14 protein-coding genes and 1 tRNA gene are annotated in these 14,845 nt (G+C 70.5%); 8 read left to right on the top strand and 7 right to left on the bottom strand.

Annotation, left to right across the window (positions count from 1 at the left end; all coding sequences use genetic code 11):
• Positions 1–39: 39 nt before the first annotated feature.
• The 3 genes from F4560_RS35840 to F4560_RS35850 all read right to left on the bottom strand — a co-directional run bounded on the left by F4560_RS35840 (position 40) and on the right by F4560_RS35850 (position 2,480).
• The gene (locus tag F4560_RS35840; protein ID WP_184927533.1) at positions 40–1,323 is read right to left on the bottom strand and encodes an FAD-dependent oxidoreductase; all 1,284 of its coding nucleotides are present in this window, start codon (positions 1,321–1,323) and stop codon (positions 40–42) included.
• A complete protein-coding gene (locus F4560_RS35845) occupies positions 1,320–2,066 on the bottom strand; it encodes an AAC(3) family N-acetyltransferase (protein ID WP_184927534.1) in 747 nt (248 codons plus the stop codon). Before F4560_RS35845 ends, F4560_RS35840 begins: the two co-directional genes overlap by 4 nt.
• Positions 2,067–2,407: 341 nt before the next feature.
• Positions 2,408–2,480, bottom strand: a tRNA-Arg gene (locus tag F4560_RS35850).
• A 203-nt stretch (positions 2,481–2,683) separates the two neighbouring features.
• Between F4560_RS35850 and F4560_RS35855 the strand changes: the two genes are divergently transcribed.
• Both F4560_RS35855 and F4560_RS35860 read left to right on the top strand, forming a co-directional pair.
• Positions 2,684–3,541, top strand: coding sequence for a hypothetical protein (locus F4560_RS35855; protein WP_184927535.1), 858 nt, complete (start codon positions 2,684–2,686; stop codon positions 3,539–3,541).
• 10 nt (positions 3,542–3,551) lie between these two features.
• Positions 3,552–4,298, top strand: a complete 747-nt coding sequence (locus F4560_RS35860) for an FkbM family methyltransferase (protein WP_221483755.1) — start codon at positions 3,552–3,554, stop codon at positions 4,296–4,298.
• An 82-nt stretch (positions 4,299–4,380) separates the two neighbouring features.
• Here F4560_RS35860 and F4560_RS35865 read toward each other — a convergent pair whose 3' ends face one another.
• Entirely contained in the window at positions 4,381–7,560 is a 3,180-nt protein-coding gene (locus F4560_RS35865) for a penicillin acylase family protein (protein ID WP_184927536.1), read from the bottom strand.
• 147 nt (positions 7,561–7,707) lie between these two features.
• Here F4560_RS35865 and F4560_RS35870 point away from each other — a divergent pair, with 147 nt between their 5' ends.
• Positions 7,708–8,343, top strand: a complete 636-nt coding sequence (locus tag F4560_RS35870) for a peptidoglycan recognition protein family protein (RefSeq protein ID WP_184927537.1) — start codon at positions 7,708–7,710, stop codon at positions 8,341–8,343.
• Between the two features lie 140 nt (positions 8,344–8,483).
• Complete coding sequence (locus F4560_RS35875; RefSeq protein ID WP_184927538.1) at positions 8,484–9,131, top strand: response regulator; 648 nt, start codon at positions 8,484–8,486, stop codon at positions 9,129–9,131.
• Positions 9,132–9,164: 33 nt separating this feature from the next.
• On the opposite strand, the gene F4560_RS35880 is transcribed toward F4560_RS35875, so the two are convergent.
• Positions 9,165–10,682 carry a GGDEF domain-containing protein gene (locus F4560_RS35880; RefSeq protein WP_184927539.1) on the bottom strand — a complete coding sequence of 506 codons (1,518 nt, stop codon included), beginning with the start codon at positions 10,680–10,682 and terminating at the stop codon, positions 9,165–9,167.
• A gap of 73 nt (positions 10,683–10,755) precedes the next feature.
• Positions 10,756–11,388, bottom strand: coding sequence for a 5,6-dimethylbenzimidazole synthase (gene bluB, locus F4560_RS35885; protein ID WP_184927540.1), 633 nt, complete (start codon positions 11,386–11,388; stop codon positions 10,756–10,758).
• Between the two features lie 84 nt (positions 11,389–11,472).
• Between bluB and F4560_RS35890 the strand changes: the two genes are divergently transcribed.
• Positions 11,473–11,784, top strand: coding sequence for a hypothetical protein (locus F4560_RS35890; protein WP_184927541.1), 312 nt, complete (start codon positions 11,473–11,475; stop codon positions 11,782–11,784).
• 125 nt (positions 11,785–11,909) lie between these two features.
• A complete protein-coding gene (locus tag F4560_RS35895; protein WP_221485113.1) occupies positions 11,910–12,965 on the top strand; it encodes a MerR family transcriptional regulator in 1,056 nt (351 codons plus the stop codon).
• Positions 12,966–12,976: 11 nt separating this feature from the next.
• Here F4560_RS35895 and F4560_RS35900 read toward each other — a convergent pair whose 3' ends face one another.
• Positions 12,977–13,636 carry a histidine phosphatase family protein gene (locus F4560_RS35900; RefSeq protein WP_184927543.1) on the bottom strand — a complete coding sequence of 220 codons (660 nt, stop codon included), beginning with the start codon at positions 13,634–13,636 and terminating at the stop codon, positions 12,977–12,979.
• 54 nt (positions 13,637–13,690) lie between these two features.
• On the opposite strand from F4560_RS35900, the gene F4560_RS35905 reads away from it, so the two are divergent.
• Entirely contained in the window at positions 13,691–14,011 is a 321-nt protein-coding gene (locus F4560_RS35905) for an EthD family reductase (protein WP_184927544.1), read from the top strand.
• Positions 14,008–14,838, top strand: coding sequence for a 3-hydroxyacyl-CoA dehydrogenase family protein (locus F4560_RS35910; protein ID WP_184927545.1), 831 nt, complete (start codon positions 14,008–14,010; stop codon positions 14,836–14,838). The genes F4560_RS35905 and F4560_RS35910 overlap by 4 nt, the downstream gene beginning before the upstream one ends.
• The last annotated feature ends 7 nt before the right edge of the window (positions 14,839–14,845 follow it).

Consider the following 14,845-nt stretch of genomic DNA (forward strand, 5'->3'; position numbering starts at 1 on the left):
GGGCCGCAGGCGCACCTGCCGGCGGCGACAACGATTTCGTCAGACGATGGCGGGGCGGCGCAGTGTCGAGGTGATGACGGACGCGACGTCGTGCTGGTAGAGCCAGACACCGTCCGCCCGGCCGCGGAAGCGCGGCTCGCCACCGACCGCGGAGGACACCCGCAGCCCGCAACCGAGCCCGAACGCGACGAGTTCCGGCACGGACCGCCCGGACTCGTCGACGAGGTGCCCGTCGGCGTCGACCGCGTGGCCGTCCGCCGTGGTCAGCAGGCGCAGCGACTCGCCGTCCCGTCCGGTGACGGGCGGGACGGCGCCGTCGAACCCGGTCGCCGCGACCACGAGGTCCGCGGCCGCCAGCACGTCGGTGTACGTCCGACGTGGGGCGTCCGGGGTGATCGGCAGCACGTCGAGCGTCGAGGGCCGCGTACCGGCCAAGCCCATCGTGCGGGCCGCGAGGTCCTTCGCCCTGCCGCGCAGGCCGCTGTACCGGTTGACCCTGCCGCTCAACGGGCACACGTCCTCGGTGTCGAACGGGTAGCCCTCGGCGGCCGCCATGGCGGTGCTGGTGTAGAACAACCGCAGCGGGCTGCGGTGGAGCACCGTGACGTGCGGACGCTCGCCGAGTAGTTCCTCCTCCAGCAACAGATGTGCGACCGACCAGGCGCTGTGCGCGCCGCCGACGACGACCACGCGCGGGTTCGGACCCAGCGCGGCGAGTTCGGCGCGGCGGTCGATCAGGGCCGAGGAGTGCACCGACTTGTCGAGGTAGTGCCACAGGTTCAGGTCATCGCGCAGCTTGATCCGGTCCAGCGGACGGGGCTGCCCGCCGGTGGCGACGACCACGGTGCGCGCCGTCGCGGTGTCCGCCGCCCCGGTGGCCTCGTCGACCATCCGCACCTCGGCCCCGCCCGCCGGCAGCAGCCGGATGGCGTCGACCCGGGTGCCCAGGCGGACGTCACCGCCGGGGTGCGAGGCAATCGCTTCCCCCACAACGGTTCCGAGCTCGCGCAGGTACTCGCCCACCACCGGCAGCGGCGGCGTCGTGCCTGCCAACGCCCGCACGGCGGCCACTGACGAGTGGTCCCGCAGAGCGGCGAGCCGGGGGTCGACGCCATCGTCGTCCAGCGCCTCCAGGAACGCCCCGCCGAGCGAGTTGGCTTCGATCCGGTAGTGCGCCAGCGATCCCGCGCCGAGCTGCGCGGACCGCTCGACCAGCAGGACGCCGGGCGCCAGGAACGCGTCAAGTGCGTTGTGCCGCATGGCGTGCACGAAAAGGCCGGTGCCCGCCGGACCGCCACCGCAGACGATCAGATCGTGGATCACGCGACGGTCTCCAGCACGCGGTTGGCGAGCAGCCAGCTCACCGCGAGGTCGACGAACGGTCGTTGCGGGAACAGGACGGCCTCGCCGTCACCGACCTTGCCCGTGCGGGCTTCGGGCAGGCGGTCGAGACACCACCGGCCCATCGGTTCGAAGTCCTCTTCGTACAGCTCGATGTCGTCGCAGGTCGTCCACTGGACGCGGCCTTCGCGCCGCACGGGCACCGACCTGGTGAGCGTTCTGCGGCCCGCGTAGTCGGCCCGGTTCTCGGCGAGGTGGAACGACGTGTTCTTCGCGAAACCGATGCCCAGCAACAACACCCATCCGTCCACGTCGTAGATCCGCGCCAACGGCGATCCCTCGCCGAAGCGGTAGGCCGGCGTGTGCTCGCCGACGATGTGCGCGGCCTTCGGTCCGCTAGCCGCGAACGAGTTCTGCGGATGCGGACTGCGCAGCACGTCCCGTCCGGTGCGGAAGCACTCGGCAACGGCCCCCATGCCACGGGTGGCCGTGCGCGCTTCGTCGTAGGCGGGCAACTCTTCCCGGATCGTGTCCCACCATTCCCGCGGCGCGGGCGGGTTGCGCCAGGTCGCCGGATCGGACAGTTGCCCCGAGAACGTCGGCATCACCAGCGTCCCAGCGGTTCCGACAGCCGTTTCGAGCGCGGTGACCACGGCGTGCGCGCCACCGCAGACCCAACCGAGAGCGCTCAGCGACGAGTGCACGAGGAGGGTGCTCCCCTCCACCACGCCAAGTGCACGCAGATCGCGTTCTAACGAGCGTGCCGTGACAACAGCAGCATCCTCCACCAATGGCTTCTCCCCCCGTGGCCATCTGTGTGTAACCAAACGTTTACCGCACGCATTGGTGCACCGCAAGCGAGTCGTGAAATCGAACAATGCGGGACTTCGAAGTTGTCCGGACAGCGTGATCGCCGGTAACGGACCGTAGCCGGGAGGGTGGCCTGGCGGGTGGCTCACATGGAGCTCGGGCAGGGCGGGTCCCGGCTGACGGCGACTGCCGTAAAAGATCAGGCCCCGAGCGCGTTTCCGCTGCTCAGGGCCTGATTCACCCGGCGAAAGGTGAGTGCCCCCGGCAGGATTCGAACCTGCGACACACGGTTTAGGAAACCGATGCTCTATCCCCTGAGCTACGAGGGCGCGTGGGCAGCCTACCGGGTCGCCGGAGCGGGTTCGGGTGGTGGGGTTGTCACTCGGTGGGCGTAGGAGTGCGCACCTTGGGTTAGCTGACGACGTCAGCACATCGGCTGTCCGGGGGAAGTGGGCGACCTCATCTGTTCCGCATCGGTCCAGTGAGGTACAGAAGGGGACATCCGGGCATCCCCTCCGACGAAAGCCATCCCATGAGCAGTAGACCCTGGCCTGACTTCCGTCCCGGCCCGCTGGGCTCCCTCGCCGCCTGGTGGCGTCGGCGCCGCACCCGCGACCAGGACGAGCAGTACACGTTCGTCCCCACGCCGACCGCTCACCAGCACCCGTTCGAGACGCCGCTCCCCAGCGCGGTCTACGGCCTCGACTTCCGCGCCCGGATGACGATCCACTGGCGGGTCGACCTCACCACCGGCTCACGGCACGCGGCACCGCGCAGCGCCGCCGTCAACGACATCATCCACCGCGCCAAGACCCTCACCGAACGGTCGATGCTCGTCCACCACGCACCGCTCCAGCACCAACTCGGCGCGGAGCTGGCCGCTGAACGGCAGGTCGACGGGACGCACGTCTGGGCCCGCGCGGACGGGATCGAGCTGACGGTCGACGAAGCCGACATGGAGATGGCCCGCAAGCACATCGAACTCCTCCAGAGCACCACCATGCGCCAAGCCGAGCGGGACGCCGAGCGCGCCGAGATCAAGTACCTCCGCGACGAGGTCCTGACCGACCTCTCCACCGCCACGATCTGGTGGCTGGTCCGCAACGGCTACGAGGTGGAGCAGGCCGTCGCCCTGAGCCGGCACCTCGCCGAACTCGTCGGCATCGCCTCCCAGCGCCGCGACCACCACTGGGCCGACACGCTGGTCACGTCCTTCGAAAGCGCTCTGCCCCGCTTGGACGACGGCCACCGCGCCGACGTCCGCCTGCACCTGGCCAAAGCACTCGGCATCTACGGCGGCTCGACCGTGGCCGCCGAGTTCGCGGCCCAGGTCGGCCTCCAGAACGGCGCGAAGCCCCTGACTCAGCCGGAAATACCACCCAGTCCCTAACCTGGTCCCCGTGACCCACAACCTGACCGAGGTGCGCGGCGCGGCCGTGGCGGGCGCGTTGCGCGTCCTCGCCCGGCTGACGCCGTTCGTCGAACCCGAGCTGATCGGCCTGCGCGACGTGGTGCGACCCGGTGACGTGTGCGTCGACATCGGCGCCGCGCTCGGCCTCTACACCGTGTCGCTGTCGCGCCTGGTCGGTCCACACGGGACTGTTCACAGCGTCGAGCCGCTGGTGTTCGCGCACCCGACGCTGTCGTACCTGCTCCGCCCGCGCGAGGCCCGCAACGTGGTGCGGCACTCAGTCGCGCTCGGCGCCAGCGAGGGCCAGGACGTGATGAGCGTCCCGGTCCGCCACGGCTCGCCGATCACCGGACGCTCGTTCCTCACCACCGGCGCGGACGGGCTCGGCTCCAACGCCGAGTTCGCCGACCACCTCGAAGTCCTCGTCCGCACGGACACCCTGGACCGGTTCTGCGCGGCCAACGCGATCGACCGGCTGGACTTCGTCAAGGCCGACGTGGAAGGCGCGGAACTCCGCGTGCTGCAAGGCGGTTCCGCGACCATCGAGAGGTTTCGACCGAAACTTCTCCTGGAGATCGAGGAACGGCACGTGCGGCGCTTCGGCTACCGCGCCAAGGACGTCCAGGACTGGCTCGCCGACTACGGCTACCGGATGCACGTCTGGCGCCGGAACACCTGGCGCCGCACCGACCGGATCGACGACCGCGTGCGCAACTACCTGTTCCAGCCACGGTGATCGAAGCCGAGGAAGGCAGAACACGGTGAAAGCGGAAGACCCCGGTCCCTGGGGGTGGACCGGGGTCTTCCTGTGGGCCGGTCTACGTCACGTAGACCTCAAGTTCGTAAACTGAGTATCCGTAACCCGTCGCCCGTTGGATACCCGTCATTCGTACGAATCGTGCCGCACCAGGGGCGAACGACGCAAGATCCCGGCCGCCATCACCCACGGATGTCGTATGAACCGTGCGCCACGTGCTGCCGTCGGTCGACAGCTCTATGCGATATGCCCTGGCATACGCGGCTTCCCAGGACAGCGCGACCCGGCCGACGGTGCGCGTCGCGCCCAGGTCCACCTGCAACCACTGCTGATCGGACCAGTCGCTGGCCCACCGCGTGTCCGGCTTGCCGTCGACCGCGTTGGACGGCGGCGACGGGTACCAGCCCCGCTCGTGGCTGCTGGCGGTCGCGGTGGCGCCGGCCGCGAGGTTGGCCAGGTTCGTACCGCGGCGGGACGGGAACTGGACGACCTGCTGGTACGTGGGCCGGTTCTGCCAGTTCACCTTGTCGTGCGTGATGCCGCCCATGGACCGGTGGATGATGGTGTCCGCGCACCACTGGTCGCCCGCCGCGCAGGACGCGTCACCGGGGTACACCGAGGTCGCGGGCTTGGCTGCCGCCGCACGCAGGCTGTCCAGCAGCACCTGACGGCACGCGGTGAGCGAGCCGCCGCCGCAGTACTTGGCGCCGAGCGGACCGTCCACACGATCGCCGAGCACCGCCCGCAGGTCCTTGTCGACATAGCTCCACCAGCCGTACTGGAACGAGGAGCCCTTGTGCGGCGCGGCGCCGTGCGCGTCCGACGGCGGCTCGTCCACCTGGATGGCACGTGTCAGCTGACCGTGGAGGCCGTCACCCAGTCCGGGCTTGAACTGCGCCTCCACCAGCATCGGCCACCACGCGTCCAGCACCCGGATCGCCTCGGCGTGCCCGTACGCCTTGCTGCCGCGTGACGTCTCCTTGCGCAGCGAGCCGGACCGTTGCCAGTCACGCAGCTTCGTCACCGCCGACGCCAACGCCGGATCGGTCACCGCGGCCGTGTCGATCACCCGCAGGAGGTCCGGCAGCACCTGTTCGGCCCGCAGGTCGGCCACGCCCGCCTCGGCCATCGCGCGCGTCAACGACGCCCGCGTGACGGGACCGCGTGCGATCAGCGCACGCACCCGGTCGTCCAGCAGGTCGCCGCGGTGCACGGAGCCGTTGCCGTAGCCCGCCGCCGAGAAGTCCGCCGCCTGCTTGTTGTTCCAGCTGATGTAGTAGTCCTGGTTGATCGAGTTCGGGTGCTGCGCGAACGGCGTGTAGGTCGCCGTGTTGCGGTCGGCGTTCCAGCCCTCCCACTCGTACGCGGGCTCGGCCTTCACCGGCAGGTGCGGGTCCACGGACGCCTTGCGCACGGGGTTCGCGCCGGAGTTGAAGTACGCGGTGTCGCGGGAGTCCACGTAGAACCAGTTGAACGCGTACCCGATGTGCTCGGCGGCACGCTGGAAGTCGGCCGCAGACCTGATCGCGTCGGGGTCGTTGAACTCCTGGAACCCGACGATCGAGTCCACCTCGTGCAGGTAGGTCGACCGCAGGGACGTGTACGCGACGAACTTCCCGTCCACCTTCGCGCGGCTCTGCACCAGACCGTACTTCGTGCGGTACATGACGAGCGTGTACGAGCCGGCGGGCGTCGGATCGGCCACCGTGGGCTTCCAGGAGTTCTTGCGCTCCAACCGTTCCATCGGCAGGCACTGCCCGTGGTACCGGTAGTGCAGGGACGACGCGGTAGGCGCACCCGACGGCTCGCACAGCTCCACGGCGTACGTGTCGGTGATGTCCTGACCGGCGGACGTCGCGCTCCACGAGTAGTCCATACCGCGCCCGAGCTGCACGTACATCGAAACGCCCGCGAACGACACGCCCCGCGCACGCAGGCCCGGACCGTGCAGCTCCTGCAACATCAGCAGCTGCGGCGCGAAGTACCCGGTCTGCGGGCCCCACACGGCGATCGGGTTGCCGGTGTCGGTGTGCGCGCCGGACACCACCAGCGCGTTGGACATGCCCTGCTTCTTGCTCAGCAGGTCACGCGGCAGCACGCCGTCGGCGAAAAGTCCTTCCACCGCCTTGAGATCCGCCGGAACATCCACAGTGGACTGAAGAGCTGACGTCTGGTTGTGGACCATCGGCTCGGGCGTCACCACGCCACCGTCCGGCAGCGCCACGCCCTGGGGTGACGCGGGCGTCGTCCCGTACGGGAAGCGCTGGCCGTTGTGCAGGGTGAGGACCGCCTCGGGGTCGTTCTGCTCGCGGAACGACCGCCACACCTGCTCGCCCGCCGCCGCGCCGTACCGGTTCTGCGCGGCCAGCTTCACCAGCGCGTTCTGCACCTCGCCGCCACCGCCCGCGCCGAACAGCCCGCCCACCACGGCGGCGATCGCGACCAGGTCGGTCGGCTGGAACGGCTTGATGTCGTTCCAGTTGGTGATCGCGTCGGCGTGCCCGGTGAGCACGTACTCGCCCGGGAACGTCCGGCTGCTCACCGACGCGGTGATGTACGCGTTGATGCCCGCGATGTAGTCCTTGACGTCCTGCAACGCCTGCGCGCCGCGCGGACCCTGGGACGCGACCTGGTCGATCTGCGCCTGGAGGTCGGCCTCGGTGTACGGGATCTGGTTGTAGAAGCTCTGCTCCAACGCGCGGTTGCCCTCGGCGCCGCCCGCGAACCCGGACAGCTGGCCGCGGCCGAGGTGGCGGAACAGGTCCATCAGCCACAGCCGGTCCTGCGCGGCGGCGTACCCCGCGCCGAACTCGGTCCCCGATCGGGTGGTTCCGTAGATGTGCGGCATGCCGATGGCCTTGTCACGCACGATCGTGACGTCCGAGCGGGGTTTGATCGTGCTCTCGACCTGGTCCGCGGGCACGCCGAACGAGGCGTCGTTGAAGAAGGTGCCCAGCTGCTCGTTGGTCAGGCCGCCGTACCCGGAGGCGAGCGAGTCGTAGCGGCCGAGCTGGTCGGCGGAGTGCGCCGGACGGGTGCCGAACGCCTGGTGGGCCAGGATCTCGGCGAGCGTCGCGTTCCCGTTCTGACCGGGCGGCAGCACGTCGTGGCACTGGCCGAGGCAGTGGTCGTCCGGCGTGAACGCGGTGGTCTTGACCTGCGCCTGAGCGGCGGCGGGGACGGTGAGGACGGCCGCGGTGAGGAGGGTGACCACGGCTAGCGATCGGGCGGCTCTCCGCATCGCGCGAAGCTCCTTCCAGGCAGGGATCGTGTGACGCACGTTACTGTCAAGTACGGATTTGCGAAAGTCCTTCGCGTTTGAAATTCCTGGACGCCGTTCGGGTGTGAACTCTTGACCTATCGACCAGACATTGGGAAAAAGGTCAACATGATGCGACGTCGATCGCTGCTCACCGGCCTGGCCGGCGCGGGTGTGCTCGCGGGTCTTGGCGCGTCCCCCGCCTTCGCGGCCTCGCCCGTCCTGCCCATCCGGAGTTGCGCCGACTGGGGCGCACGGCCGCCGTCCTCGTCTCCGACCGTTGTGAACGAACGGCCGGTCCGGATCCTCATCCACCACACCGCGTCCGCGAACGTCGAGGACTACTCGCAGGCCGGGGCGTACGCCAACGCGCGGTGGATCCAGAACCTGCACATGGACACCAATGGCTGGATCGACTCCGGCCAGCACTTCACCAACAGCCGGGGCGGGTTCCTGATGGAGGGCAGGCACGGCAGCCTGAACGCTCTGCGCCGTGGCGACCGGGTCGTCGTCGGCGCGCACTGCCCCGGCCAGAACACCGCCGCCATCGGGATCGAGAACGAAGGCCTCTACATGGACGTGGAGCCGCCGACGTTGCAGTGGGACACGCTGGTCTCGTTCTGCGTGTACACGTGTGAGCAGTACGGGATCTCGCCGTCGGCGATCCAGGGCCATAGGGACTACCGGGACACCCTCTGTCCGGGCGACAAGCTCTACGCCCTGTTGCCGCGCCTGCGCCAGGAAGTTGCGCGGGTGCTGGGCTGACCTCGGTTATTTCCTGGCAACTGTGAACGGGCGGCGCCCGCGTCTTTCCGTGGTGAGATAACGGTGAATTAACATCAGCTTGCGTGTTCGTGCGCGATGCTGGGCAAGTACGAACACGAAACGCCAATGCGGGAGGCGTCGTGATCAAGGTGATGCTGGCCGATGACGAAGACCTCGTCCGGTCGGGCCTTCGCATGATCCTCAACAGCGCCGGCGACATCGAAGTCGTGGCCGAGTGCGACGACGGGCATCTGGTGGCCGACCTGGCCCGCCGGCACCGCCCGCACGTCGTGCTGCTGGACATCCGGATGCGGTCGAACGACGGGTTGATGGCGTTGCGCAGGCTGCGCACCCTTCCCGACCCGCCGAAGATCGCCATGCTGACCACGTTCGACGTCGACGAGTACGTGTCCGAGGCGCTGCGGCTGGGCGCGTCGGGGTTCCTGCTCAAGGACACCGAGCCGGAGCAGCTGGTGCGTGCGGTGCGCGATCTCGCCCTGGGCGGCGCGGTGCTCGACCCGGGTGTGGCGGCTCGGGTGCTGGCGGCGGTCGCGGACGGTGAGCGTGCCGCGGAGCCCGCGCGCCGGCTGCTGGCGTCGTTGTCCGAACGTGAGCGCGAGGTGCTCGTCCTGATCGGACAGGGCATGTCGAACGCCGAGATCGGCAACACGCTGCACCTGTCCGAGGCCACCGTGAAGGGTTACGTCTCGTCGGTGCTCGGCAAGATCGGCGCGGTGAACCGGGTGCAGGCCGCCCTGGTCGCCTTCCGCGGCGGCCTGATCGCCTAAGCCCTGCCTGATCGCCTAAGCCCTTAAGCCCCTCTAAGCGCCCGACACGGTTTCGGCGGGCACGTCGACGTAGGGCTCGACTTCGACGCGGTTGCGGCCATGGCGTTTCGCGCGGTAAAGCGCCATGTCCGCGGCCGCGAACAGCTGGTCCAGCTTGGCCGGGCCGGCGGCCACGCCGATGCTCACCGTCGGCCGTCGGGTCGTGCCGAGGACGACGGTCCAGTCGTGACCGTCCACTGCCGCCCGGATGCGTTCGGCGACCGTCGGGCCGACCTCCGCCGAGTTGCCGCCGGGATCGCCGAGCAGCACCACGAACTCGTCACCGGCCCACCGCGCCACCAGGTCGGCGGACCGGCACTCGCGCCGCAGCAACTGGGCGATCTCGCGCAACGTCGCGTCACCCGCCGCGTGTCCGGCGTCGTCGTTCACGCCCTTGAACCGGTCCACGTCCACCAGCACCAGCCACGGCACCCGGCCCCGCGCGGCCGTGCTCTCCAGCAGGCCGGCCGCCGCGCGCTCCAGCCCGAGCCGGTTCGCCAGGCCCGTCAACGGGTCGCGCGCCGCCGCCTCCTGCGCCGCGACCGCCATCCGCTGCGCCTGCACCGCCACCCGGCGCTGCTCCAACGCCTGCGCCAGACCTTCCTGGAGGGTTTCGGTCGCCGTCTTGCCGGCCGCGACCGAGCACCGCAGCGCCGTCGCCTCGCCGACGTGGTCGCCCATCTCCGCGCAGATGTCCGCAAGGTCGAGCGAGAACCGCAGCAGCAGCGAAGGGTCGTTGATGGACTCGGCCGCGGCGACCGCCCGGCTGGCCAGCGTGCGGGCCTCGATCAGCTCGCCCTGCTCGCGCCGGACCACCGCCAGCACCCAGCCGGCCACCGCCGTCGCCCACTTGTCCCCGGCGTCCCGACCCTGCCGCAACGTCTCGGCAGCGTTCTCCTCGGCCTGCTCCAACTCGCCGACACCCGCCAGCGAACGGCTGTACGCGGCGAGCAGCGCCCGCCGCATCTGCTCGTCCTTGGCCAGTTCCAGGCCCTCTTTGAGGTACTCGCGCGCCTCCGCGAAGATCGCCGGCGCGCGGTCGGGAGGTGACGAGATGGCGCGGAAGTTCAACGTGCCGCCGAGGCCTTGGAGGCAGTGGCCCAGCACCTCGACCCCGGCCTCCGACCGTTCCGCCGCCTTGCGCGCGACCTGCACCGAGAGCCGGAGCATGTCGACCGCGGCACGCCGGTTGCCGATGCCCTCCAGCAGGTAGGCCAGCGCGTGCATCGCCTGCGCGGCGGCCGGGTTGTCCGCGTGCTCGCCGTCGAGGTCCGTCCAGCCCTCCGCGGCCAGCTCCAGGGCCAGCGGGATGCGGCCGAGCCGCCACGCCAGCTTGGCCCGGTTCACCAGGACGGCCGAGCGCTGCCACCGGTCCGCGCCGGGCGGCACCCGGCTGACCACCTGGTCGAAGAGGGTGTTGGCCTCCGGTAGGCGGCCAGCGTTCAGCAACGCCTTGACCTCAAGGTCGAGTTGCGGCACCTGCCCCGCTACCAGCGGATCTCGCTGCTCCACTCGTGCTGACACTCCATTCCGACTCGGCGAGGCGGTACGCGGGCCCGCTCGCCGCCGGCACGGCTACCACAGGCTACCGGCCCGAACGCCGGGTGTACCGCTCCTCGTGCAGTACGTCCTCAAGGGGCAGACGGTTCCGCCAACCGTGGCGTTCCAGGTCGGGCGTCTCCGGGAGGGAGGCGACGGGTCCAAGGCACAGCCACGCCACCGGCCGCAGCCGCGACGGGATGTCCAGCAGCCGGCGCAGCATGTCCTCGCGGTAGAAGCTCACCCAGCCGACGCCCAGGCCCTCGGCGGTCGCGGCGAGCCACAGGTTCTGGATGGCCAGGCACACCGAGTACAGGCCGGCGTCGGCGATCGCGTGCCGGCCGAGCACGGCGGGGGAGCCGCGGTCCGGGTCGTACGTGACGACCACGCCGACCGTCGACTCCAGGATGCCCTCCACCTTGATCTTGGCGAACAGCTCGGCCTGGCGCGGGTCCAGCTCGGCCGCGAAGACGCTGCGCTCGGCCTGGACGTGGTCGCGGAACGCGCGGCGGGTGTGCTCGTCGCGCACGACGACGAAGTCCCACGGCTGGGACAGGCCCACGCTGGGCGCGGCGTGCGCGGCGGTGAGCACCCGGCGCAGCACCTCGGGCGGGATCGGGGCGCCGGTGAACTCGCCCCTGGTGTCCCTCCGGCGGTGCAGGACGTCGTAGAAGCTCATTCGGAGGATCGTGCCTCACGCGATCCGGTGAACCTCACCGCCGAGGACGTGGCGTGTGTCTCAACTGGGCTTCAATGGCCGGTCATGGTCGGAACTCTGCAAGGGTCCGCGCTCGGCTTCGCGGGCGGTGTCGGCGTGACCGTGCTGGCCGCGAACTGGCCGGTGTTCGCGCTGGTCCTGCTCGTGGTGGTGGTGACGGTCGTCTCGTGGTGGACGACCGTGCTCGGCGCGGTGCTGACCGCCGTGCAGTGCTGGGGCCTGTACGCGAGCTTCGTCGTCGGCCACGAGGGGAACCTGACGCCGGACTGGTCCGCGTTGGCGGTGCTGGTCGTCGCGAGCACGGTGTCGCTCAGCGGCCTGGCCCGGGACCCGGCGCCCTCACCCGCCCGTTCCTGACCGTCCTCTTCGGACCCCCGGCGCTCCTTGGCGGTTCGGCTGTTGACCTTCACCCTGGGTGAAGCGTCACGGTGGGGTCGGCCGGGCCACGGACCCGGCCGAGGGAGGGGTGGGACGTGGAGCTGATGACCATCGGGGCGTTCGCGCGGGCCTGCCGCCTGTCGCCCAAGGCGTTGCGGCTCTACGACGAGCTGGGCCTGCTGACACCCGCCCACGTCGACCCGTTGACGGGCTACCGGCGGTACGCGCCGGACCAGCTCGACCGGGCTCGGCTGGTGGCGTGGCTGCGCCGGCTCGGCATGCCGCTGGCCCGCATCCGGCAGGTGTGCTCGCTCGACCCGGCGGACGCCGCCGACGAGGTGCGCGCCTACTGGGCACAGGTCGAGGCGGACACCGCGGCCCGGCGCAGCCTCGCCACCTCCCTCGTGGAGCGACTGTCCGGGAAGGACACGACCATGACCCTCGCACTCAGGTACGCCCTGCGCACCGACCGCGGACTCGTCCGGGACTCGAACCAGGATGTCGGCTACGCGGGTGAGCGGCTGCTCGCCGTGGCCGACGGGTTCGGCTCCCGAGGCGAACCGCTCAGCTCGATGGCCATCGACGCGCTCGCCCCGCTGGACACCGCGATCCCGGCGGGGGAGCTGCTGAACACGTTGGCGGACGCCGTGCACCGGGCCGGGACGGCGGTCGGCGACTACCTGTCCGCCCACCCCGGCGAGGAGTGCAGCGGGACCACGGTGACCGCGCTGGTGCTGTCCGGGTCGCGGCTCGGGCTGGTGCACGTCGGCGACGCGCGGGTGTACCTCCTGCGCGGCGGCGAGCTGTTCCGCATCACGCACGACCACACGGCGGTGCAGTCGCTGATCGCCGAGGGCCGGCTGACCGAGGAGGAGGCGATGAGCCACCCGCAGCGGTCGATGCTGGTGCGCGCGCTGCACGGCAAGGCGGTGCAGCCGGACCTCGCGCTGCACGACGCCCTGCCGGGTGACCGGTACCTGCTGTGCTCGGACGGCCTGCACACCGTGGTGCCGCAGGCGGACGTGCTGGAGGTGCTGGTGTCCGCCGCCGAACCGGAGGAGGCGACGTGGCGGCTGGTCGACCTGGCCAACGCGAACGGCGGTCCGGACAACGTGGTCTGCGTGGTCGCCGACGTGGTGCCCGACGTGGCCGCCGCATAAGCAGTCGTCGCTTAAAAGGTCGCGATCGGGCCCTGCGTCTCGCCGTCCGGCGAAGGTCGCCACTGGTCGAACGGCCGGTCCAGGTGCCAGGTCTTGCCGTCGTTGGTGAGGACCCGGTCTTCGCAGGTCTCCAGGTTCGACAGGGACTCGAACAGCTCGATGCTCCACCCGAACAGGCGACGGCACAGCAGGCGGATGGTCAGGCCGTGCGAGACCACCAGGGCCGTCGACGGGTGGGCCGGGTCGCGCATCCGGGTTTCCAGGTCGGTCAGGAACGCGGCGAGCCGGTCGTCCACGTCCGCGCCCGACTCGCCGTTCGGCAGCCGGAAGAAGAAGTGCCCGAACGCGTGCCGCTGGTGCTTGAGCACCTCCTGCTGCACCGGGTCCTGGAGGTTGCCCCAGTCCTGCTCGCGCAGCCTCGGCTCGGCCACCGTGCGTTCGGCCTGATCACCGAGGTCGAGGCCGCGGAGGGTGGCCCTGGTCCGCACGTACGGGCTCACGTAGACGGCCGCCGGGTCGCCGTTCAGCAGGTCCTTGATCCGCGGGCCGGCGGCCTTGGCCTCCTGTTCGCCCAGCTCCGTCAAGGGGAGGGCGTGGTCGGGGACGCGGCAGTACGCCAACTCGTCGACGTTGCCCAGGCTCTGGCCGTGCCGCAGCAGGATGATCCGCACCGGCCCATGGTGCCGGTGTTACAGTCGCACGCGAAACCGGACGGAAGGTGTCACATGGTCAAGTATGTCGCCCTGTACCGGAAACCGGCCGACGTCGAGGCGTTCGACGAGGCCTACTTCACGTCCCACCTGCCGTTGGTGGAGCAGACGCCCGGACTGCTGCGGGCCGAGGTCGCGAAGGTCACGCGGGTCTTCGTCCCCGGCTTCTTCGGTGAGCACGAGCTGCACATGACGGCGGAGATGTACTTCGAGTCCACCCAGGCGATGAAGGACGCGTTCGGGTCGCCCGAGTGGCAGGCCGCCGGGGCGAACCTCTCCGAGATCGGTGGCATGGAGCTGGTGGCCATGTTCGCGGCGGAGGTCGTGGACCGATGATCTCGGTGGTGATCGGCGGCGGCACGATGGGCGCCGGTGTGGCCCACCTGTTCCTCGCGGGCGGGCACGAGGTGGTGCTGGTCGAGGCCGGTGCGGATCGGGCGTTGGCCGCACGGCGGGCTGTCGAGGCGTCCTTGGCCAAGGCGGCGGACCGGGGCAAGCTCGACGCCGTCCCGCACGAGCTGCTGAAGCACCTGACCGTCGTGGAACGGCTGGACGACGTGGGCGCGGGGGCGTCGCTCGTGGTCGAGGCCGTGCCCGAGGACATCGAGCTGAAGCGCCAGGTGCTCAAGGCCGCCGCAAACGCTTGCCCCGACGCGGTGCTGGCGTCCAACACGTCGTCGCTGTCGATCTCGGCGCTGGCCGAAGGGCTGCCCGGCGAACGCGTGCTGGGCATGCACTTCTTCAACCCCGTGCCGGTGCAGCAGTTGGTCGAGCTGGTGCGCCACGACGGGGTGTCCGCCGAGGTCGTGGCCCGCGTGCGCGGCTGGGCGGAAGAGCTCGGCAAGACCGTCATCGAGGTGCGGGACGCGCCGGGCTTCGCCACTTCACGGCTCGGGGTCGCGGTCGGCATGGAGGCGATCCGGATGCTCGAAGAGGGCGTGGCGAGCGCCGAGGACATCGACACCGGCATGCGGCTCGGCTACGGCTGGCCGATGGGACCGCTGCGGCTGACGGACCTCGTCGGGCTGGACGTCCGGCTGGCCATCGCCGAACACCTGGCCGCCGAACTCGGCCCCCGCTTCGAGCCGCCCGCGCTGCTGCGGGACAAGGTCGCCGCCGGTCACCTGGGGCGGAAGACCGGTCAGGGCTTCTTCACCTGGTAGGACCTGG

It is taken from the genome of Saccharothrix ecbatanensis, assembly GCF_014205015.1.
Classification (GTDB): Bacteria; Actinomycetota; Actinomycetes; order Mycobacteriales; family Pseudonocardiaceae; genus Actinosynnema; species Actinosynnema ecbatanense.